This is a genomic window from Mucilaginibacter sp. OK098 (assembly GCF_900142915.1).
Lineage (GTDB): Bacteria > Bacteroidota > Bacteroidia > Sphingobacteriales > Sphingobacteriaceae > Mucilaginibacter.
The window spans coordinates 84,335-104,763 of the sequence record NZ_FRCM01000012.1; the positions used below are offsets into that span (position 1 = coordinate 84,335).

The 20,429-nt window shown below is 39.6% G+C and carries 18 protein-coding genes; 14 read left to right on the forward strand and 4 right to left on the reverse strand.

Features of this window, described 5'->3' with window-relative positions:
- Nucleotides 1-126: 126 nt before the first annotated feature.
- The 8 genes from BUE31_RS29095 to BUE31_RS29130 all read left to right on the forward strand — a co-directional run bounded on the left by BUE31_RS29095 (nucleotide 127) and on the right by BUE31_RS29130 (nucleotide 6,341).
- Nucleotides 127-1,137, forward strand: coding sequence for a DHH family phosphoesterase (locus BUE31_RS29095; protein WP_073407407.1), 1,011 nt, complete (start codon nucleotides 127-129; stop codon nucleotides 1,135-1,137).
- Nucleotides 1,138-1,143: 6 nt separating this feature from the next.
- Nucleotides 1,144-2,127, forward strand: coding sequence for an FKBP-type peptidyl-prolyl cis-trans isomerase (locus BUE31_RS29100; RefSeq protein ID WP_073407408.1), 984 nt, complete (start codon nucleotides 1,144-1,146; stop codon nucleotides 2,125-2,127).
- Nucleotides 2,128-2,175: 48 nt separating this feature from the next.
- A complete protein-coding gene (locus BUE31_RS29105) occupies nucleotides 2,176-3,126 on the forward strand; it encodes an FKBP-type peptidyl-prolyl cis-trans isomerase (RefSeq protein WP_234997931.1) in 951 nt (316 codons plus the stop codon).
- Between the two features lie 47 nt (nucleotides 3,127-3,173).
- Complete coding sequence (locus BUE31_RS29110; protein WP_073407412.1) at nucleotides 3,174-3,941, forward strand: TatD family hydrolase; 768 nt, start codon at nucleotides 3,174-3,176, stop codon at nucleotides 3,939-3,941.
- Nucleotides 3,942-3,989: 48 nt separating this feature from the next.
- Nucleotides 3,990-5,012, forward strand: a complete 1,023-nt coding sequence (locus tag BUE31_RS29115; RefSeq protein WP_073407414.1) for an asparaginase — start codon at nucleotides 3,990-3,992, stop codon at nucleotides 5,010-5,012.
- A 72-nt stretch (nucleotides 5,013-5,084) separates the two neighbouring features.
- Entirely contained in the window at nucleotides 5,085-5,300 is a 216-nt protein-coding gene (locus BUE31_RS29120) for a DUF2281 domain-containing protein (protein WP_073407416.1), read from the forward strand.
- Between the two features lie 3 nt (nucleotides 5,301-5,303).
- Nucleotides 5,304-5,699, forward strand: coding sequence for a type II toxin-antitoxin system VapC family toxin (locus BUE31_RS29125; RefSeq protein WP_073407418.1), 396 nt, complete (start codon nucleotides 5,304-5,306; stop codon nucleotides 5,697-5,699).
- A 192-nt stretch (nucleotides 5,700-5,891) separates the two neighbouring features.
- Nucleotides 5,892-6,341: a KTSC domain-containing protein gene (locus BUE31_RS29130; protein WP_073407420.1), complete on the forward strand. Its 450-nt coding sequence runs from the start codon at nucleotides 5,892-5,894 to the stop codon at nucleotides 6,339-6,341.
- A 70-nt stretch (nucleotides 6,342-6,411) separates the two neighbouring features.
- On the opposite strand, the gene BUE31_RS29135 is transcribed toward BUE31_RS29130, so the two are convergent.
- Nucleotides 6,412-7,416 carry a phosphotransferase family protein gene (locus BUE31_RS29135; RefSeq protein ID WP_073407422.1) on the reverse strand — a complete coding sequence of 335 codons (1,005 nt, stop codon included), beginning with the start codon at nucleotides 7,414-7,416 and terminating at the stop codon, nucleotides 6,412-6,414.
- A gap of 232 nt (nucleotides 7,417-7,648) precedes the next feature.
- On the opposite strand from BUE31_RS29135, the gene BUE31_RS29140 reads away from it, so the two are divergent.
- The gene (locus BUE31_RS29140; protein WP_073407424.1) at nucleotides 7,649-9,352 is read left to right on the forward strand and encodes an alpha/beta hydrolase; all 1,704 of its coding nucleotides are present in this window, start codon (nucleotides 7,649-7,651) and stop codon (nucleotides 9,350-9,352) included.
- 219 nt (nucleotides 9,353-9,571) lie between these two features.
- Nucleotides 9,572-12,013 (forward strand): ABC transporter permease, encoded by a 2,442-nt coding sequence (locus tag BUE31_RS29145; RefSeq protein ID WP_073407425.1) that lies wholly within the window; start codon nucleotides 9,572-9,574, stop codon nucleotides 12,011-12,013.
- A 95-nt stretch (nucleotides 12,014-12,108) separates the two neighbouring features.
- Here the strand turns inward: BUE31_RS29145 and BUE31_RS29150 are convergent, their stop codons facing one another.
- On the reverse strand, nucleotides 12,109-13,176 hold the full coding sequence (locus tag BUE31_RS29150) for a branched-chain amino acid aminotransferase (RefSeq protein WP_073407427.1): 1,068 nt from the start codon (nucleotides 13,174-13,176) through the stop codon (nucleotides 12,109-12,111).
- A 201-nt stretch (nucleotides 13,177-13,377) separates the two neighbouring features.
- Here BUE31_RS29150 and BUE31_RS29155 point away from each other — a divergent pair, with 201 nt between their 5' ends.
- Together BUE31_RS29155 and BUE31_RS29160 are read left to right on the forward strand one after the other, a co-directional pair.
- Nucleotides 13,378-13,608 (forward strand): hypothetical protein, encoded by a 231-nt coding sequence (locus BUE31_RS29155; RefSeq protein WP_073407428.1) that lies wholly within the window; start codon nucleotides 13,378-13,380, stop codon nucleotides 13,606-13,608.
- Nucleotides 13,605-14,057 (forward strand): type II toxin-antitoxin system VapC family toxin, encoded by a 453-nt coding sequence (locus tag BUE31_RS29160; protein WP_073407429.1) that lies wholly within the window; start codon nucleotides 13,605-13,607, stop codon nucleotides 14,055-14,057. Before BUE31_RS29155 ends, BUE31_RS29160 begins: the two co-directional genes overlap by 4 nt.
- 18 nt (nucleotides 14,058-14,075) lie before the next feature.
- On the opposite strand, the gene BUE31_RS29165 is transcribed toward BUE31_RS29160, so the two are convergent.
- The gene (locus tag BUE31_RS29165; RefSeq protein WP_073407430.1) at nucleotides 14,076-15,032 is read right to left on the reverse strand and encodes a tryptophan 2,3-dioxygenase family protein; all 957 of its coding nucleotides are present in this window, start codon (nucleotides 15,030-15,032) and stop codon (nucleotides 14,076-14,078) included.
- 127 nt (nucleotides 15,033-15,159) lie between these two features.
- Between BUE31_RS29165 and BUE31_RS29170 the strand changes: the two genes are divergently transcribed.
- On the forward strand, nucleotides 15,160-15,630 hold the full coding sequence (locus BUE31_RS29170) for a universal stress protein (RefSeq protein WP_073407431.1): 471 nt from the start codon (nucleotides 15,160-15,162) through the stop codon (nucleotides 15,628-15,630).
- A 67-nt stretch (nucleotides 15,631-15,697) separates the two neighbouring features.
- Here BUE31_RS29170 and BUE31_RS29175 read toward each other — a convergent pair whose 3' ends face one another.
- Nucleotides 15,698-16,990: an HAD-IB family phosphatase gene (locus tag BUE31_RS29175; protein WP_073407432.1), complete on the reverse strand. Its 1,293-nt coding sequence runs from the start codon at nucleotides 16,988-16,990 to the stop codon at nucleotides 15,698-15,700.
- A 396-nt stretch (nucleotides 16,991-17,386) separates the two neighbouring features.
- Between BUE31_RS29175 and BUE31_RS29180 the strand changes: the two genes are divergently transcribed.
- The gene (locus BUE31_RS29180) at nucleotides 17,387-20,422 is read left to right on the forward strand and encodes a SusC/RagA family TonB-linked outer membrane protein (RefSeq protein WP_073407433.1); all 3,036 of its coding nucleotides are present in this window, start codon (nucleotides 17,387-17,389) and stop codon (nucleotides 20,420-20,422) included.
- The last annotated feature ends 7 nt before the right edge of the window (nucleotides 20,423-20,429 follow it).

Genomic DNA, 20,429 nt, shown 5'->3' on the forward strand with positions numbered 1-20,429 from the left:
CTATGAACTATTTTCCTTTTGCGGCAAAAGTAGCTTTTTACAATTAAAACATAAAGGTTTTTACATTAAATAAGATAGTTGTATTTGATTTATTTATTTAGCTTTGCAACTCTTTTTTAAAAATTGATGTTAGATATAGCCTCGCTTATAAAACTTTTAGCGCAGCCCCAAAAAATAGTAATTACTACTCATCACAAACCTGATGGTGATGCTATGGGCTCGTCCTTGGGTTTATATAATTACCTTATACAGCAAGGGCATCATGCCAGGGTTATTTCGCCTACAGATTATCCTGAATTTTTAAATTGGCTGCCCGGTGATGACGAAGTTATTATATATACCGAGCAAGTTCAGGAAGCGACTGACCTTATTGCTGCTGCTGATATGATATTTTGCCTTGATTTTAATGCCTTAAACCGTATTAATGAAATGGGTGAGCTTGTTGGCGAAAGTAACGCATTAAAAATAATGATCGATCATCACCTGGAACCGCAGGACTTTGATGATTACCGCTATTGGGATATTAATGCCTGTGCTACCGCGCAGTTGATCTACACTTTTATTGTTGAAGAGCTTAACAACAAAAAGTTTATTAATAAAGATGTGGCTACCTGTTTATATACAGGTATCATGACAGATTCTGCTTCATTTTCCCTGCCTAAAACAACATCTGCAGTACACCGTATAGTTGCCGACCTGATTGATGCCGGTGCCGTTAATTGGCAAATTCATGAGCAGATGTACAAAAACTCGTCTGAAAACCGTTTACGCTTTTTAGGCATTTGCCTTTCAGAGCGATTAGAGGTTTTGCACGAGTTTAATACCGCTATAATTGCAGTAACTAAGGCCGACCTTGAAAAATACGATGTGATAACAGGGGATACGGAAGGAATAGTTAACTATGCATTATCAATAGCAGGCGTTAAGCTGGCTGCCTTTATTGTTGAGCGCAGTGATAAGGTAAAGCTTTCATTACGTTCAAAAGGCGAGTTCCCTGCTAATGAGATCTGCAAAAAATACTTTGGCGGCGGCGGGCATCGTAATGCTGCCGGTGGCGTGTCAACCGATAGTCTTGAACAGGTTGTCGCTCAATTTAAACTAATATTACCTGAATATAAAAAACTATTAATACAATAAAAAAAAATGAAAAAAAGACTGATGTTTTTAGCGCTTGCTGCGATAGGTTTAGCAAGCTGTAATGGTGGCTTTAATAAAGGCGAGGGAGGATTACTATATAAAATAGTTGACGATAAATCTGGCCCGAGCATTAAAGAAGGCGATTTTATGGTATTTAACTATACTGTTAAAAATGATGCCGACTCGGTAATGCAAACTACGTTTGATAAAGGCCAGCCCCAACCATTAGCTATGCCTAGTTTAAAAGGTCAGCCTAAAGGTAACATAATGAGCGTGTTTTCACTGCTTAGCGAGGGCGACAGCGCTATTATTAAAGTGAATATTGATACTATGACCAAAGGCCATCCAAGGCCGAAAGAGTTAAAGGGTAAGTACATTGTATATGTAATTAAAATGGAAAAGGTTATATCTAAGGGTAACCTTAGCGATGAAGTTTTCCAGGGCCGTATAAAGGCATACCAGGAATCACTTGGTGAGGCAGCTAAAGCAAAAGAGCCGATAGCTATAAAAAAATACATTGCTGATAATAATCTTAAGGTTACTACAACACCATCTGGTTTAAATTATGTAATTACAAAACAAGGAAGCGGACCTGTTCCGGTCGTTGGCGATACAGTTGCGGTTAATTATGTTGGTACATTTACTAATGGAAAAGGATTTGATTCAAATATAAAATCTGAAGCAGTAAGGTTAAAATTGCCAATTAACGCGATGAATCCTTATAAGCCTATCCATTTCCCACTTGGTGTTCAGGGAATGATCCAGGGATGGAACGAAGCCTTTTTATTATTTAATAAAGGTACAAAAGCTAAAATGATCCTTCCTTCAAGCCTTGCTTATGGCCCACAGGGAAGCCAGATAATTGGACCATATACACCGCTTGTATTTGAAGTTGAGCTGGTTGATATTATCCATCCAAATCCAAATGCAGTAAAGCCTGCTCAATTGCAGCCGCCGGTTGTTCAGTCACAACAGCCTGTTAAAAAATAATGTTATTAATATTGCCTTCCTGTTTTAACAGGAAGGCTTTTTTTATTTATGATGAAATATATTTTATTTGTTTTTGCTTTAATATTTGCAATTGGCGCTAATGCACAAGGTGTTATGCAGCATACGCCTAAAGGCGCATTGTACCAGATCTATACCCAAAATACCGGTGAAAAGATTAAGGACGGTGATATAATTACATTCCAATATATTCAAAAAACGGATAAAGACTCGGTGCTTTACAGCACTTATGCCAGCGGGCATGTAGGCCAGGCAAGGATCCAGCCATCACAAAACGTAGCTGATTTAATGGAGATCTTCCCGCTTTTGGCGGTGAAGGACAGTGTGCTGGTTAAAGTGCCTACCGATTCTTTATTTAAAGGCCATGACGACAAACGTCCGTCGTTTTTCCCTAAAGGCAGTAACCTGAATTTTATAATTAAAATTTTAAAGGCCCAATCAATGGATGCGTTTATGGCTGAAGTGAAGCAAGCTGAAATTACAGGTGCAAACAAATATATAGCAGATCATAAACTTAATTTGCAAACAACAGCAAGCGGTTTAAAATATGTAATTACCCAGCCATCAACAAAGCGTAAAGCCCTTAAAGGCGATACCCTGCTGGTAAATTATGCAGGGCGTGGTCTTGATGATAAAGTTTTTGACTCGAGCATTGAAGTCATAGCAAAAGGCGCGGGCTTACAGCAGCCCGGCCGTACTTACGAACCTCTCCGGGTAGTTTTAGGTACTGACGGTATTATCGCGGGTTGGGATGAGGGCCTACTTTTGCTAAATGAGGGTTCAAAGGCAATATTTGTTATCCCATCAAACCTTGCTTACGGAGCGCAGGGGCAGGGGGCTGATATTAAGCCATTCAGCACTTTGGTGTTTGATATAGAGCTGGTAAAAATTAAGCCGGTTAAACATACGGCAGCACCTGCGGCAAAAACAGCTGCAAAAAAGCCTGTTTATAAAAAGAAAGTCACAGCAAATAAAAATTAAATAAAAAAGCCTCCTGATACATCGGGAGGCTTTTCTATTTTTGCACTATGTTACTTACCGATACGCATACCCATTTGTATTATGAAACAGATGATGCCAAAAGGGTTGAGTTAGTAAAGCGGTGTAAAGAAAATTCAATTATCCGCTTATTTCTGCCCAATGTTGATACTGCGTCTGTACCTATGGTATATTCACTGAAGACGTCTTTTCCTGATATTTGTTTCCCTATGCTTGGTTTGCACCCCTGCTCAGTAAAGGAGGATTGGGAAGAAGAGCTAAGTAAAATACAACAAGCCATTCATCAGCATAAAATATATGCAATAGGCGAAATTGGGATCGATCTATATTGGGATAAAACTACCCTGCCTCAACAAATACTGGCCTTTAAAACACAAATTTCCTGGGCAAAGTCATTAAAGCTGCCTATTAATATCCACTGCCGCGATGCATTTGACGAGGTTTATGAGGTATTATTACAGGAGAGGGATGATGATCTCCGCGGAATATTTCATTGTTTTGGCGGAACACTGGAGCAAGCCAATAAATTAATTGAATTAGGCTTTTACCTGGGTATTGGCGGCGTAGTAACCTATAAAAACGCCGGGCTTGATAAAGTTGTAGCGCAAGTTGATCTGAAGCATATAGTTTTAGAAACAGATTCTCCGTATCTTACGCCCGTTCCGTACCGGGGCAAACCTAATGAAAGCTCTTATTTAATTTATATCGCCCAAAAGGTTGCAGAGCTTCATCAAACAGACCTTGAAACCGTGGCTGCTATCACCACAGAAAATTCAAAAAGGGTATTTGGTGTATAACGATTTTTTTTCGATAGCTTTATTTTTTTCAGAACCTATATATAACGCATGAGTCAGATCTTGATCATTTATACCGGAGGGACAATTGGTATGATGAGCGACCCTCAAACCAAGGTGCTCAAACCGATCAATTTTGAGCAGATAATGGATAATGTTCCTGAGTTGGAAAAACTTAATTGTAAAATTAAGGTGCATTCATTTGAGCAGATAATTGATTCATCAAATATGAACCCGGCCATTTGGAGCCAGCTGGCCAGCCTGATCCAGTCAAATTATGATGATGTTGACGGGTTTGTAATACTGCACGGCTCAGATACCATGGCATTTACTGCTTCGGCTTTGAGCTTCATGCTCGAAGATTTGGGTAAGCCGGTAATATTTACAGGCTCGCAGCTGCCCATAAGTGCTATCCGCACAGATGCCAAGGAAAATTTAATGACATCCATTGAAATTGCCAAAGCCAAAAAACACGACCGCGCCCGCGTACCCGAGGTTTGTATCTATTTTGATTATAAATTATTCAGGGGTAACAGGTCGTTCAAATATAATTCATCCAAGTTTGAGGCATTCCGCTCGCCAAACTACCCCATCCTGGCCGAATCAGGCGTGCATCTTCGTTTTAGCGCTAACGATATCAGGCATCCAAAAGAGGGCGAAGGTCTGAAGGTTCATAAGGAGCTGGTGAGCGATGTTGCTGTGCTGAAGCTATATCCAGGCATCAGCCCGAAAGTTGTGGAAACCATCCTGACGGCAGATGTAAGAGGCATAGTAATGGAAACGTTCGGCGCCGGCAATACCACAACCGACCAATGGTTTGTAGATCTGCTAAAAACAGCAATCGACAGCGGCAAAGTGATCCTTGATATTTCGCAATGTAAAGTAGGCACCGTTGAGCTTGGTCGCTATGAAACCAGCAAGCACCTGAAAGATGTAGGTGTAGCCAACGGGTATGATATGACTTATGAATCTGCAGTTACCAAAATGATGTACCTGCTGGGCCAGTTTGACAACCCGCAGGATGTTAAACAGTATTTGGAAACAGATCTCAGGGGTGAGATAACGGTATCGTAATCTTAAGCTAAATTTTGCGAAACTTCAGGAAGCGTTATTTTACTTATATTTACATTATAATTAATATAGATTATGTTAACCACTATAAAAGGATATTATGACCATGGACAGATCATCCTTGAGGAGATTCCACCGGTAAACACTAAAACCGAAGTTATGGTTACATTTCTTTCTGACGATAAAAAAAAAGCAACTTCGGCCAAAAGGAAGTTAGGTGGGTTAGAAGGAAAAGTTAACCTTCCTGACGATTTTAATGAGCCATTAGATGATCTAAAAGACTATATGTAATAAATGGATTTATTGGTAGATACCCAAATACTAATTTGGTCATTCGATATTTATTCTCCTCTTTCTAAATTGCATAAAGAATTACTTGAAGATACTGCAAATCAGATTTTTGTTAGTCAGATTAGCCTTATGGAACTTGCAATAAAGAAAAATATTAACAAGTTGCCAGATTTCATACCAGAAATAAAGGAGTTGACCACTCAGTTATTGACTAATGGATTTGAACTTTTATCATTAACTAACGAACAAATATTTTCGTATCAGCATTTACCTTTATTTAGTGAGCATAAAGATCCATTTGATCGATTTTTAGTCGCGATAGCAAAACAAGAAAAACTTACTATTATAACAACGGACATTAAATTTAAATTGTATTCAAGTTTAGTACAAACTATATAATACTTGTCAAAGCCCTAAAATATAAGACTATTGAATAGTTGCAATATTCTGATATTTAATACTTTACCTTCTATTAACAAACCACGTCAATTATTCTGATTGATAAAGCGTACCTTTGCAAAATTATTTTCTTGGGCAAGGCTCTTAACACATGGCTTTACACCTCAACGACAATAAGCAAAGATTAGATTTATGAAAAAAATTGTCGATTACAGGAAGCTGTTAAATGTAGGTGAAGCAGCAGAATTACAGGAATTAAAAACTATTTATCGAGGCTTAATGAAAACCTGGCACCCGGATAAATTCCAGGATAGCGCCGAAAGCAGGTTAGAGGCTGAAGAGAAAAGTAAAACCATAATTGAGGCTTATCATTTCCTGGTAAGCATTGCGCCCGAAACCCGCGATCAGTCTTTTGCAGAATATACACTAACTACAACCACATCAAATATTCTCGATTTTGATTACAAATCACAGGTGTTGACCGTTAATTTTGTAGACGGAAATACCTACGAATACTTTGATGTACCAAAAGAAGTTTACAGAAAATTCATCAATGCTGATTCGCCAGGAAGATTTGCCCGCAGGCACATTTTCAATAACTACGTTTACCGCAGTATGAACAAGCTGGCCGCAACCGCATAACGTTATAAAATACAGATTGGAATACAACAGAGACGCAATGCTTTGCGTCTCTGTCTCAATTTGAATCTATTTATTTCTGCAACAAAGAAGACTCATAATTTGAAACGATATGCAAAGCATCTTCAAACCGTTTTAACCGGAGATTGCTTAGGGCCTGCTCCATGTGAACCAGGGCATATTGTCGCCTGGCATCGTTGTTTGCCAAATTGACCTTACCTGCCCAAATAAGGGCATTAAATTCCCTGAAACCTGGTTGGGGCAAATTCAAATCAGTTGGTTTACCATCTGCAGAACCCAGCAACATAAAAACGCTGAAATAAAATATGTGAAGCAGCTGGCGCATCAGAAAAAAACGGGCATAATTGTATTCGTTAACTTCTTCGCCAAAATACCTTTTAAGATAATCTCTTTCTTCATCGTCATTCATTACCACAAAATTCGCTACAACCGCCAGGTCGGCATAGCGGTCGTTTAAAAAAGCGGCCTCCCAGTCCACAAGCCACACCCGGTCGCCATCAAAAAGCATATTTTCCGGTTTAAGATCATTATGACATGATACTAAATCATGGCCGTTACGGGGGTAAACACTTGTAATATTTGCATACATGTTGAATAACTCCTTTGTGATGTTCTCTGGCAGAATTTTCGCAGCCTGAAATTTTCGAATAAATCCATCCATAGCTTCAAAGTAATTCACCCGGGGAGGAAAATGCGGGAGCGAATGTAATCGTTTCAACAAGTCTGGCAGAATTACCGCAGCCTTCGTTGTCGGAAATGGTTTTGCTTCAATAAAATCTGTGATTGAAATTCTATCCGCTATACTCGTGTACCAGATGTGCGGAGCAAGGCCGGCTTCTGCGGCCATCTTCATACAGCTATACCAATGTTCGGGATTGCTCATGGCATCTTCATTGGTGATAATGCGAAGCAGGTATGGTTTTCCCATAACCACAATCCGAAAAATAAGGGCCGGTGAAAGTCCGGCAGTCAGTACACTGATCTCTTCAAATTCGCTTACTCCAAATGTAACTTGCAAGGCGTGCTTTACGCCGGCTTTTTTAGCTTCCGGGATCATATAAATTGGTAATAAATGTTACTAGTTTAGTCAAATATATGCTTGGTTTTAAATGTTTTATCGCTTTTTAAGGTATATTTTTATTGTCAAAATTTATTAACAAAATATACGTTATCCATAATATAGCGTGTTACTCCCAGGCTATAAAAATTCAAACTGAGACAGTATCTAAGCATTGCAGATCTGCAATTTTATCAACTAATAACTATATTAGTTGATAAAATCTCATCACATGAAAAAGCTCTTCTTCCTGTTGTTTATCTCTATTTCTGCAAATGCACAAACCTTCCGTGTAAATATTGATGCCTCGCTTAATGAGCCCGCTCAGGATGGTCGTTTATTGCTGCTGCTTTCAAAAACCAACAAAGCCGAACCTCGTTTCCAAATTAGCGATGCCGCAAATACCCAGCTGATTTTTGGTATGGACGTGGAGGGCTGGAAACCGGGAACAACCCAGCTGATGGATGTGCAGGCAATTGGTTATCCTATTGAACGGCTGAAAGATGTACCTACCGGCGATTATTATGTACAGGTGCTGCTACATAAATATGAAACCTTTCATTTAAAAACAGGGCAAATCGTTAAGTTGCCAATGGACAGGGGCGAGGGACAGCATTGGAACATTGCCCCGGGCAATATTTACTCGGCCCCCATAAAAATTCATTTTGATCCCGCAGCTGCAAATGAGATCGCGTTAACAATTTCAAAGATCATCCCGCCTATAAAACAACCGGAAGATACCAAATACATTAAGCACATCAGGATCCAGAGCAAGCTGCTTACAGAATTTTGGGGGCGCCCGATGTATTTGAGTGCCAATATATTGCTGCCTGCCGGTTTTGACGAACATAAGGATGTTAAATACCCGCTTGCAATTTTCCAGGATCATTTCAATCCTGATTTTGGAGGTTTCAGCACCACAAAACCAGATACAGCAAGTATGAAACCAGATACCTCGGCACGTTTTCATATAACGGGATATAATAAGATTGTAGCGCAGGAAGCCTATGATTTTTACAAACAGTGGACTGGCCCGGGTTTTCCAAGGGTGCTGGCTGTAGAGCTCAATCATGCCAATCCTTATTATGACGATTCATATGCGGTAAACTCTGCCAACCTTGGTCCTTATGGCGATGCCATTACTTATGAGCTGATCCCCGAGATTGAAAAGCAATTCAGGGGGATTGGCAAAGGATGGGCGCGTTTTATGTATGGTGGCTCAACCGGTGGCTGGGAGGCCTTGGCGGTACAGGTATTTTACCCCAACGAATATAATGGCAGCTATGCCGCTTGTCCAGACCCGGTTGATTTTCATCATTATACTACTATTGATATTTATAATGATAAGAATGCCTATTACCCCGAAAGTGATTTTAAGAAAACGCCCCGCCCGGGTGAGCGGAATTATTTAGGGCATGTTCTGGCTACCATTAAAGAGATGAACCAGCATGAGCTGGCCGAAGGCAGCCGTACCCGCAGTGGCGAGCAGTTTGATATTTGGGAAGCTGTTTTTTCGCCAATGGATGCCGACGGTTACCCAAAACGGATCTTTGATAAATACACCGGCGCAATTGATACTTCAGTTGCGCATTACTGGCGTGATAATTTTGACCTTACCCATATCATCAAACGCGACTGGCCAAAAATTGGCGGCAGCTTAAAAGGAAAGATCCACATTTACGTAGGCGATATGGATACCTATTATTTAAACGATGCAGTTTATACCGCCGAAGAAATGCTGAAAAAGCTGGACAATCCAAATTGTAACTGCGTTATTGATTATGGTGATCGCGCGGAGCATTGCTGGAACGGCGACCATACCCAACCAAATTATATCAGCCGCCTGCGTTACCACCAAATGTTTATTAAAAAATGGGCTGAAGAAGTGAAAATACGGGCACCGAAAGGTGTGGATTTGAAATCGTGGAGGTATTAAATAGACACGAATGATCTCGAATTAAATCGAATTTCACGAATTGCCTTGCATGGTTGGAAATAATTAAGTTGCAATAATCCTGATAACCAGGCTTATCGTTAAATTCTGTTAAATAGTTTATCACAAAGCCCTATTTCATTATTTTTGATTTAAGAACTTATCATTGCTTATCAATTCGTGTAATTCGGAAAAATTCGTGCCAATTAGTGTAATTCAATTATGTTCAAAAGCTACCTGAAACTTGCACTCCGTAATCTGTGGAAACGCAAAACCACTACCGCTATTAATGTTTTAAGTTTATCGGCGGGTTTAGCCTGTTGTGCACTGGTGTTTTTGTTTTGGCAACACGAGCTGAGCTTTGATAAAGGTTTTGATAACGGCGATGATATTTACCGGGTAACCTCCACTTTTAAAGATGGCAGTAAAGCGCCTACAGTTGGTTTGCCTTATGCCAAATATTTAAAAAGCGAGATCCCCGAAATAGAGCAGGTTACCCGCCTTGATCCAACAAATGGCGTTGTTATAGTGCAGGCGCAGGGTTCGGGTGTTTTAACCCCGTTTACCGAAAATTCGGGCTATTGGGTAGATCCGGAGTTTTTTGATGTGCTCTCCTTTCATTTTTTGCAGGGGAATCGTAAAACTGCTTTTGCAGCACCAAATACCATCGTGCTTTCACAATCGCTGGCTAAAAAGCTTTTTAAAGAAGTGTATCCGGTAGGTAAAACAGTAAAAGCCGGAAACAATACCTATACAATTACCGGGGTTTTTAAAGAGGATTTTTTAAATCACATCCAGGCCGGTTTCTTCGCTTCAAACAACAGCGACCATATCCGGGAGCAAATGGCCAACAATACCAGCTGGGTGGTTAACGATAACTTTTACACCTATATTAAGGTAAAACATGGCAGCGATCCGAAATATTTAGTAAAGGAATTAAATGCCTACCTTAAAAGACATGCCTCGGCTGAAATGAAGGCGCATAGCGATTATATGACCAATTCCTTACAGGCGCTTAAAGATATCCACCTTAACTCGTCAGAATTCCAGGATTATTTAGCCTATAAGCAAGGCAATATAAAATACCTATACCTTTTAGCTTCAATAGCCATTATAATTTTAGTGTTGGGTTGTATAAATTATATGAACTTGACTACCGCGCAGGCCATAAGCCGCGCACGTGAAGTTGGAGTGCGCCGCGTAATGGGAGCGGGCAAGGGATCTATCCGCTCTCAATTTTTAATAGAAACCCTTGCCATTAGTATTTGCGCGTTGGTTATTTCTATCGGCCTTGCATTCCTGTTTCTGCCGGTGTTTAACAATTTTACCGGGCAGTCCCTGTCTTTTTTTGCAAAGGAGAATAGCAGTTTAATTTTATGGATGGTGTTGATTGCCTTAATAACCGGCATTGCAGCAGGATTGTATCCGGCATTTTATTTGTCGGCATTTAAGGCTGTTAAAGTATTAAAGGGTAAGGTAACTGATTCATCGGGGATGTTTAGCATCCGTAAAGTGCTTATCGTATCCCAGTTTGTTATTTCTACCTGCCTGGTATTTGCCACCGTTGTTATATGGAACCAGTTGCATTTTATGATCAATGCAAAAACAGGGTTCGACCAGGATCAGCAACTGGTATTAAACCTTAACAGCGAGCAATCTCAAAAAAACAGTTCACTATTGATTAGAGAGCTTGCTAACAATATAAATTTCAAATCAGTTACCCTTGCAACTGCTCCTCTTGTATCCGGCGATATGAACCTGTATTCAGCTGATAAAACGATAAATGACAAGCAAATAGTTTTCTTTGATTTTGCCGATGAAAATTATTTGAAGACGCTGGGCCTTAGTCTAATAGCAGGTAGTAATTTTAGTCCGCAGGCATTTGCCAATACCAATATGCTGGAGGATACGGAATTGCATGACTTTGGCAAAGAAGTGATTTTAAATGAAGAAGCTGCAAAATTGTTAGGATTTAATCCCTACACAGCCGCCGGAAAATATGTATCGCACCTGCACAATGGCATTGTTTATAATTATAAGATTGTAGGGATAGCAAAAAACTATCATTACTTTTCGTTACATGCAACAATAGGGCCCTGTGCCATTATGAATGTAAACCCATTAAGATGCAGCACTATTGTGGCCAAAATTGATGGCCACAATATATCAGCAGCTATTGAATATGCATCAAAAAACTGGAAAGCGTTAAACCCCGATACCCCTTTTTCTTATGGGTTTTTGAATGATATTTTCCAGGGCGATTATGAGCAGGATCAGCGGCAGCAAAAAATGATTGGCACATTTACCGTTATTGCCATATTTATTTCGTGTCTTGGATTGTTAGGATTGATAACCTATTCTCTTGCTCAAAAAGCTAAAGAAATAGGAATTCGCAAAGTAATAGGCGCCAGTGTTATCGGCGTAGTGTCGTTGTTTTTAAAACAGTATTTTAAATTATTACTGATAGCCAATATTATTGCCTGGCCTTTAGCCTGGTATTTTATGCACAACTGGCTGCAGGATTTCCCATACCGGATAACTATAAGCTGGTGGATGTTTGCAGTTTCATTATCTGCAGGACTAATTACCGGATTTTCAACCATCGCATTTAAAACAATCAGGGCGGCAATGGCAAACCCTATAAATAGTTTAAGAGCGGAGTAGAGGAAAGAAAATAAGAATCAAGCCTGGAAACAGAAAAGCCTCAATTTAACCATGTCATCCGGTTAAATTGAGGCTTTATATTATAAGCTTGATGCTTATAGCACCGGATAATTCCAGCCATGTGCATCGGTTGCACGGCCATATTTAATATTATCAAGCTCTTTTAATACTTTTTGTGAAAACTCGCGGGTTTTTGGATCGCTTAAAAAGTACTCTTCACCATTATGGCTTATTGAGCCTACTGCTGCAATGGTAGCTGCAGTACCAGCGCCAAACGCATCCTGTAATTTTCCTGTTTTAGCGCCTTCAATAATTTCAGCTACTGACACGCGGCGTTCTTCAACCGGCATGCCCCATTCGCGGGCAAGCGTTAGTACGGTATCGCGGGTAACGCCATCTAAAATAGTATCGCGGGTTGATGGGGTTATCAACGTTCCATCAAGTACAAACATCACGTTTGCAGCTCCCATTTCTTCTATATATTGATGATCTTTTGCGTCGGTCCAAATTAATTGGTCAAAGCCTTCTTCGGTAGCTTTTTTAGCTGGGTACATACTACCCCCATAGTTACCTGACGATTTTGCATAACCCATTCCGCCTTCTGCAGAGCGGGTGTAGTGTGTTTCTATTTTAACCCGTAAAGTTTTTGAAAAGTATGGGCCTACTGGGCATAACAAAACCATGTATTTATAGGTGTTTGATGGTGCTACGCCTAAAAAAGGATCTGTAGCAAACATAAACGGCCTTATATATAAGGCATGGTTAGCTTTTGCAGGTGCCCAATCGCGGTCGATGTCAACTACCGCAGCAATGCTTTGGAGAAAGATCTCCTCCGGTAAGGTTGGCATACATAAACGTTCCGCAGATTTATTGAAACGTGCAGCATTTTTATCCGGACGGAAAATAGTTACCTGCCCATCGGCATGTTTATAGGCCTTTATTCCTTCAAAAAAAGATTGGCCATAATGCAATGATGAAATAGCCGGACTTAAACCAATTTCGCCATAAGGGACTATCTGAAAATTCTTCCATTCGCCATCGGCATAATCGGCCACAAACATGTGGTCAGAAAATGTTTTACCGAAGGGTAAGTTGTTGAAATCCGTTTCCTGTAAACGGGAATGATTGGTTTTAGTGATCTTGATGTCCAGCGTCTCTGTCATGGCCTTAAGTGTTTATAATTCAGAAAATGGCAAGGTAGGAAATTTTTTTGGGAGATGGTAATTTGAATTAATGGTTGATGATCCGTAAAATAGTAGATAATGAGAATTTTACCTCGTCAAGACAATGTGAATTCCGCATAAGGATGTCTGGGATCACACAAATATTCGTAAATTTGTTTAATAAGAAAGGAGTTTAGGAAAATGGGCAAAAATAATATTAAGACAACCGAAAACCTGGAATCATCATTTCCAAGGGTTAAAGCATACTCCATAGATGAAATATTGGCCGCTGGCGGTACTACTGCTTTTGCTAATAAATTAGGAAAAAATTTTGGGGACCTCGCAGCCCGTTTGAAAGAGTTACCCGAAGATGCTTTCCTTACAGACGAAGAAGTTGAGCAAGCACTAAAAACATTGAGAGAAAGTAAATGAATCTTTTGTTTGACACCAATATCCTTATCTTCCTTACGAAAAATTTGCGCTCACAGCAAATAGGCAAAGCCATTAACCCGAATAATCAAAAGGTTTATGTATCGATTGTTACTGTTGCCGAGTTGAAATCAATTGCACTGCAGAATAGTTGGGCCCCAACAAAGTCACAAATAATGTATGAGCTATTGGATGAAGTAACAATTATTGAAGTCAACGAAAGCCTGGTAAACATATATACCGAAATTGATGCTTTTTCTCAATGTAAGAACCCCGCTTATCTTGACAGTAAATTTTCAACACCAAGAAATATGGGTAAAAATGACTTATGGATAGCCTCAACAGCGGCTTTGCTTGGTTTAAAACTGGTGACAACCGATAATGACTTTAATCATTTGCACCAGGTATTTATTGAGGTGCAAAATATAAAGCCGGAGACATTTAAAATTTGATAATTGTAGTGTCATTACCTACTTCACCTCCTTCAAAACCTTTTCCACCCAACCCTTTCCCCATTCATTAATTTCGTGTTCATTCCACAATGCTGGGTAAAAAATGCGTTTTTGAAAACGCGGAGGCAAATATTTCTGCCAGTTAGTGCCGCCTGTAGCCTTTATTTCTTCCGGTTCGCGGTTTAAATAACGTACGGCAGATTTATAGTGAACCAGCGGCCAGTTTACATTTACGTTTATATCCAGCTGCTTTAATTCATCTTCCAGATCGGTATTTGATTGCCCCGCACCTTTCAATTGCTTATATAAGGCGTAAAAATTATTGATGGCACAGGCCCTTCCCAGCTCAATAAAGGTTTTAGCGTATTTTTTTTCGAATTGTTTAAGGGTTAGTGTTTTCTTGCCGGTTGATAGCTCGGTAGCGCCAAACTTCCAGTAGATGTATTCAAACTGGTCCTCGATAGAGGCAGTTCTTAACTCTTCGCGTTTATCCTTGGCTACCAGGTTTGTAAAATCAGTAGCATAGATCTCAATCATCCGGTACTGGCCCGATTGAAAGCCGCTTGCCGGCAATAACGACATCCGGAACTTTAAAAATTGCTCTTTATCCATCCCGTCAATCATAATATCAAACGAATGGGTAAGCGCTTCAAAATATTTATTAATGCGCCTTAAGCGGATAGTGAAAAATTCAGGGCTTAACGGTTGCGCAGCTGTTATTTGCTCACACTCATGCAATACCAGCTTAAAATACAGTTCAGTTATCTGGTGATACATGATAAAGATCTCCTCATCCGGGAATGGCGTTTTAGGACTTTGGAGGCTTAACAAAGTATCTAAATGGATATAATCCCAGTAGGTTAAAAAATCGGCATGAAGTAAACCATCCAGGTATGATACCATATCCTGGCCCATAGCCTCATATTTTTCTTGTAATTGCGCCAGGCGTTCTTCTATTTCGGGAGAGAAATGCATCGCCAAATGTAGGAAGAAAAGTCATAATGGAGCGTATGCAGTCTTAAGGTCGTATACTTAATATCAGCTTAAACAAAACATATTGCTGTTAATTTGTTATTACCTGTAAAACCAATCCTTTTCAACCATGAAGATCAGTAAAATTCTTATCGGTATTGACGATAGCAAGTATGCAGCGCATGCTGCCGAGTACGGTTTTGATATAGCGCATAAGTTTAATGCCTCGGTAGGAATAGTAAATATTGTTGAACCTATAATCATGCCCCCTTCGGGCGGGATTGATCCATTGATGGGGTCAGCGCTCAATAATGCAACCTTCCAGGATATGGAGCTATTGGATATTCAAAAAAATCAATCGGAAAATATTGTTGAACGTACTATAAAACAATTTGCCGGCGATATGGAGGTAACTCATTTTACCGAATACGGCTCAACAGCTAACGGTATTATAGATTGCAGCAAAGAATTTGGCGCCGACCTGATTGTTATTGGCACTCATTCACGCAGCGGCCTTGATCGCCTGTTGATGGGCAGCGTTGCTGAACATGTTGTGCGTCATGCGGAAGTACCCGTTTTGGTGGTGCCGTTTGGTTCATAGTTCATAGATGATAGTTCATAGTAAAATTGCAGCGGCCATGAACCATGAACTATCAACCATGAACTACCTAATACAACAGCCTAAATTTTATCGTCTGCTCAATTGCTTTCAGCTCATTTAATACTTCGGCATCGTAACCGGTGTTAACATCGGTTATTACATAGCCAATTTGTGCGTTGGTTACCAAAAATTCGCCTACTATATTAATGTTATGACGGGCAAAAACTTCATTTATCTTAGCCAGTATGCCCGGTACGTTTTTATGGATGTGAATTAAACGGTGTGCATTATTAATCCGCGGCGGCTGCAGATCAGGGAAGTTACAGCTAGTATGCGTTTTTCCCTCGTTCATAAAAGCCATCACCCGTTTAGGGATAAAATCATCATTTCGGGGGTTGTGTTTAGGATCGTCAAAAATAATAATACCATTTTCGCAGGCAGCTTCTGCCAGCTTGCGATTGCTGATCTTACCAAAAACACCTATCACTTTCAATCGGCCCGCGTTTTGCAATTGCTCGGGAGTGGGCTGGTGGGCCTCATCACAAAACAGAATTCCGGCTTCCTCCAGGTATTTTTCATCTATGCTATCGCGATGGCGAATATTATAGCCTTCCTTTTTCATCTGTGCCAGGGCATCTTCCTCAACTTCGCCAACAACCAAACACTTAATCCGGTTTTTGGGATATGATATGGCTCTGGGTAGTTTGTTGATATACAAAAATTCATCAAAGCTCGGTGTAATGTGATCTGCTCTTTCTGCAACCGACTTTCGTTCGATATTCTCGGTAAAAGCAAAGAACTTTTTGATCATGCCTGATTCCTTTAATTGGAAATCAGAATAGCCATCACCAATGCCAAAAATTTCACCTGGTAAATCCAATTCCTTTAAAAGCTTAACCTTGCCACCTTCCTGGCTCAATGGGTTTTCACGATCATAGCCTATTATGTTGCCATCTGCGTCAAACACAAAAGTATTAGCGTAAATGTTTTCTTTTTTAATATGATATTCAGTTACCACAGGGATAATAAACTCCTTGAATCCGCCTGATACGATGAGCACCTCATCCGCATGATTCTTAAAAAAGATGGTATTACGGCTAAAAGAGGTTGATACCTTTTTCTTTAAATGAGTAACCAGTTGCTTTAGATGCTCGCGGTTGGCCTGTAAAAGTTTAACCCGGCTCTCCAAACTTTGGGTAAAGGAAAGCCTGCCTTCCATCGAGGCATTGGTAAGGTCCTCAATTTGTTTGTAAATATTTTCGCGGTCGGGATGATTTTTTAAGGAGATGCGGGCTAGTTCGTCCAAAGCCTCAACTTGTGTAAAAGTGCTATCGAAGTCTATAATAAAGTATTGATCCATTCTTTATTGATGTGCAAATGTGTATTTGATGTGCGGATGTGCAAATGTGCAATTTTTGAATGATTAGTTTATGATACAATTCTTGAAAATTAATGCCTGCAGCGAATAATAATCAAACCGTCATGGCTTTAATCAATTGGTATTAATGCTGAAAACTATTAATTCGGCAGATAAAAAAGTGGCCGGGGCGGATTTTTCTTCTTATCTGAAAATAAATATTCAAGTATTAAAAAATCTCTCTCTCATAACTTAAACAAGCCAAAAATTCGCGCGCCTTAAAATAAAAATATGCCTGATTTTTAACATTATATTAATAAAATGTTGGCGTAACATTAAAAATACACTATGAGTTATTAAAAATTGCATAGCTTTAATTTTTAACTAACTATTAACTGTATGAAAAAAGCATTTACATTATTTGTATTTACATTTTTATGTTCGGTTCTCGCATTTGCTCAAACGCGGGATCTATCAGGCATAATTAAAGATGAAACCGGGGAGCCAATTCCCGGAGCGACAGTTCGATCTAAAGGTTCACACACAGGTGTGAGTACGGACGGGGTGGGCAATTTTAAAATCAGCGTTGATAGGAATGCCATTTTAATTATTAGTGCCTTAGGTTATGAAGTTAAGGAAGTTTCCGTTGGCAACGCTCAAACTTTATCTATTGCACTAAAATCATCAAACACAGCCTTAACAGAAGTAGTTGTAACGGCACTGGGTGTTAAACGTGATAAAAGATTGTTGAATTATGCTAACCAGCAGGTAACTGGTGCTGCATTGGTTGACGCTAAGCAGGACAACTTGATAAATGCCCTGGCAGGTAAAATAGCCGGTGTACAAATCACAAACTCAAGTGGTATGCCAGGCAGTTCGTCGCAAGTTTTAATTCGCGGTAACAGTACTTTGTTTGGAGATAACACCGCTTTAATTGTTGTTGATGGTATACCTATTGATAATAGCGAAGCTGGTAACCCCGGCGGTCCTTTGGGTAATGGGGGCACTGCCAATCGCGGTAGTGATATTGACCCTAACATTATTGAAAGTATTAGTGTATTAAAGGGTTCTGCCGCAACTGCTTTGTATGGTTCTGCGGGTTCAAGAGGTGTGGTTTTAATTACTACAAAAGGTGGACTGGGTAAAAACGGAACTGGCAAACCAACTATAAACTTCAGTTCAAGCTATTCCTTTAACAATCCTATACTTCCTAAATTTCAAAATGAATATGCACAAGGCTTAAATGGAAAATATGTGAACGGAAATGTGCAGGGTAATTACAGCAGTTACTCATGGGGACCTAAAATTGATACTCTTAAGGTAAATGGACAATCTGTACCAAGAAGAGACAATGTTAAAGATTTCTTTAAAACAGGGCATACAACTGACAATAACTTAAGCATTAGCGGGAACAGCGATAGATCGAGCTATTTAATCTCGTACTCTTATTTAAAAACAGACGGTACCGAGCCCAGCACAAATTACATTCGTAATTCATTTTTCACTAAATATGCTACTAAATTAGCCAGCAATTTAACTTTAACTACACAGTTTAACTATGTTAATATTGCCAATCATCGTTTGCTTGAAGGCAATGGTTTATCAAATCCGATATGGACTATTTACGCGGCTCCTATTTCCTGGAATCCACTGCCAACGACAAATCCTGATGGATCACAGCAACTTTATCGCCGCTCAAGGAACAATCCTTATTGGTTAGTTGCCAACACAGGGCTACAGGATAATACCAACCGCATTTTACCTGTAATCAACCTTGTGTATACACCTCTAAAATGGTTGACAGTTACGGAAAGATTTGGTGCCGACATTTACTTCAACAATTCAAATTATCATGAAAATGTTGGCGTAGTTGGCGGGGACGGATTAGGCCAGTTATGGATGCGCGACAATCAGTTCATGCAATTTAACAATGATTTGATTATAGAAGCAAGAAAAGACATTGCTAAAGATTTAACGCTTGATGCAATAATTGGTAATAATTTATTTTCGCAATATACTACCAGCAATTATACTAATGGGGCCGACTTATCAGTACCAGGATTTTATAATATCAGCAATGCTAATCATGTAACGGCTAGTTATGGTTCCTATCTGCAAAGAAAATTAGGTTTTTATGCACAGGTTAACCTGGAGTATAAAAGAATGCTATCACTTACTTTAACCGGCCGCGAGGATGGGTCATCTGTGTTATCAAAAAACAAACAATTCTATCCATATGGTTCTGCCAGCGGTGGTTTTATTTTCACAGAGGCATTAGGCTTGTCACATAGCTTTTTTGACTATGGTAAAGTACGGTTGGGTTACTCAATAGTTGGCGATAGCAATATAGGGCCATATTCGCTAACTAACCCTTTTTATCAGGCTGGTGGATTTCCGATTGGCTCACAAAACGGATTTCAGTTGACCAATACTTACGCTTATCCGCTTAAAAATGGTGTTATTAAAGAATTCGAAACTGGTCTGGAACTTAAATTCTTCCAAAACAGGTTATCGTTTGACCTTACATACTATAACAAAATCAGTTCAGACTTATTATCGCCGAACACGCCTTTGGCTCCGGCAACTGGTTTTACAGCAGCAAGCTTAAACTCGGGTTCAATAAGAAATCGCGGTATTGAGATTGTATTAGGCGGTACACCAATAAAATCAAGAGATTTTAACTGGGATATTAATGTAAACTTTGCTAAAAACAAAAACCAGGTATTGAGCCTGGCCCCGGGCATCCCTTACCTTCAGTTTGGTGGTTTCGTAAATCCGGGAATTTTTGCTTATCCAAACCAAGCATATGGGGTTATTTATGGTACACATTTTCTTCGTAACTCAAGCGGCCAGTTATTGTTAGGCGATAATGCTTATCCTCAGGTTGCTAATGGCCTTGCACCAATTGGGAATGCTACCCCTAAGTTTACCGCCGGTATGACAAATACATTTAGCTATAAGTCATTTTCTTTGTCTTTTGTGCTTGATTGGAAACATGGCGGTGATATCCTAAACCTGGATAACCACTATCTGTTTGTATACGGTACACCAATTGTTACCCAAAGCAGGGGCGAGCTTAAAACCTTTCCCGGTATAATACAAAGCACCGGCAAAGTTAATACCACAGCAGTTCCGCTAAACCAGAATTACTATACCAACTTATTATCTGCTGTTGATGAATCATCAGTTGAAGATGGTTCATATATTAAGTTGAGACAGGTAACATTAGGTTATAGCTTCGGTTCTTTTTTAACTGGAAAAGTAGTTAAAAAATTATCCCTGAGCTTTACAGGTACCAATTTTATCCTGCATAAAAACTACACAGGTTCAGATCCTGAAGTTAGTTTGGATGGAAGCGGCAACGGACAGGGCTTTGCCAATTTTGTGGTACCATCAAATAGCAGCTTTATTATTGGTTTAAAAGCTACACTTTAATAATAAC

What these genes read in the sequence shown, in the direction of transcription:
- BUE31_RS29095 (WP_073407407.1), top strand. Translation starts at nt 127, where the DNA reads ATGTTAGATATAGCCTCGCTTATAAAACTTTTAGCGCAGCCCCAAAAA.
- BUE31_RS29100 (WP_073407408.1), top strand. Translation starts at nt 1,144, where the DNA reads ATGAAAAAAAGACTGATGTTTTTAGCGCTTGCTGCGATAGGTTTAGCA.
- BUE31_RS29105 (WP_234997931.1), top strand. Translation starts at nt 2,176, where the DNA reads ATGATGAAATATATTTTATTTGTTTTTGCTTTAATATTTGCAATTGGC.
- BUE31_RS29110 (WP_073407412.1), top strand. Translation starts at nt 3,174, where the DNA reads ATGTTACTTACCGATACGCATACCCATTTGTATTATGAAACAGATGAT.
- BUE31_RS29115 (WP_073407414.1), top strand. Translation starts at nt 3,990, where the DNA reads ATGAGTCAGATCTTGATCATTTATACCGGAGGGACAATTGGTATGATG.
- BUE31_RS29120 (WP_073407416.1), top strand. Translation starts at nt 5,085, where the DNA reads ATGTTAACCACTATAAAAGGATATTATGACCATGGACAGATCATCCTT.
- BUE31_RS29125 (WP_073407418.1), top strand. Translation starts at nt 5,304, where the DNA reads ATGGATTTATTGGTAGATACCCAAATACTAATTTGGTCATTCGATATT.
- BUE31_RS29130 (WP_073407420.1), top strand. Translation starts at nt 5,892, where the DNA reads ATGAAAAAAATTGTCGATTACAGGAAGCTGTTAAATGTAGGTGAAGCA.
- BUE31_RS29135 (WP_073407422.1), bottom strand. Translation starts at nt 7,416, where the DNA reads ATGATCCCGGAAGCTAAAAAAGCCGGCGTAAAGCACGCCTTGCAAGTT.
- BUE31_RS29140 (WP_073407424.1), top strand. Translation starts at nt 7,649, where the DNA reads ATGAAAAAGCTCTTCTTCCTGTTGTTTATCTCTATTTCTGCAAATGCA.
- BUE31_RS29145 (WP_073407425.1), top strand. Translation starts at nt 9,572, where the DNA reads ATGTTCAAAAGCTACCTGAAACTTGCACTCCGTAATCTGTGGAAACGC.
- BUE31_RS29150 (WP_073407427.1), bottom strand. Translation starts at nt 13,176, where the DNA reads ATGACAGAGACGCTGGACATCAAGATCACTAAAACCAATCATTCCCGT.
- BUE31_RS29155 (WP_073407428.1), top strand. Translation starts at nt 13,378, where the DNA reads ATGGGCAAAAATAATATTAAGACAACCGAAAACCTGGAATCATCATTT.
- BUE31_RS29160 (WP_073407429.1), top strand. Translation starts at nt 13,605, where the DNA reads ATGAATCTTTTGTTTGACACCAATATCCTTATCTTCCTTACGAAAAAT.
- BUE31_RS29165 (WP_073407430.1), bottom strand. Translation starts at nt 15,032, where the DNA reads ATGCATTTCTCTCCCGAAATAGAAGAACGCCTGGCGCAATTACAAGAA.
- BUE31_RS29170 (WP_073407431.1), top strand. Translation starts at nt 15,160, where the DNA reads ATGAAGATCAGTAAAATTCTTATCGGTATTGACGATAGCAAGTATGCA.
- BUE31_RS29175 (WP_073407432.1), bottom strand. Translation starts at nt 16,990, where the DNA reads ATGGATCAATACTTTATTATAGACTTCGATAGCACTTTTACACAAGTT.
- BUE31_RS29180 (WP_073407433.1), top strand. Translation starts at nt 17,387, where the DNA reads ATGAAAAAAGCATTTACATTATTTGTATTTACATTTTTATGTTCGGTT.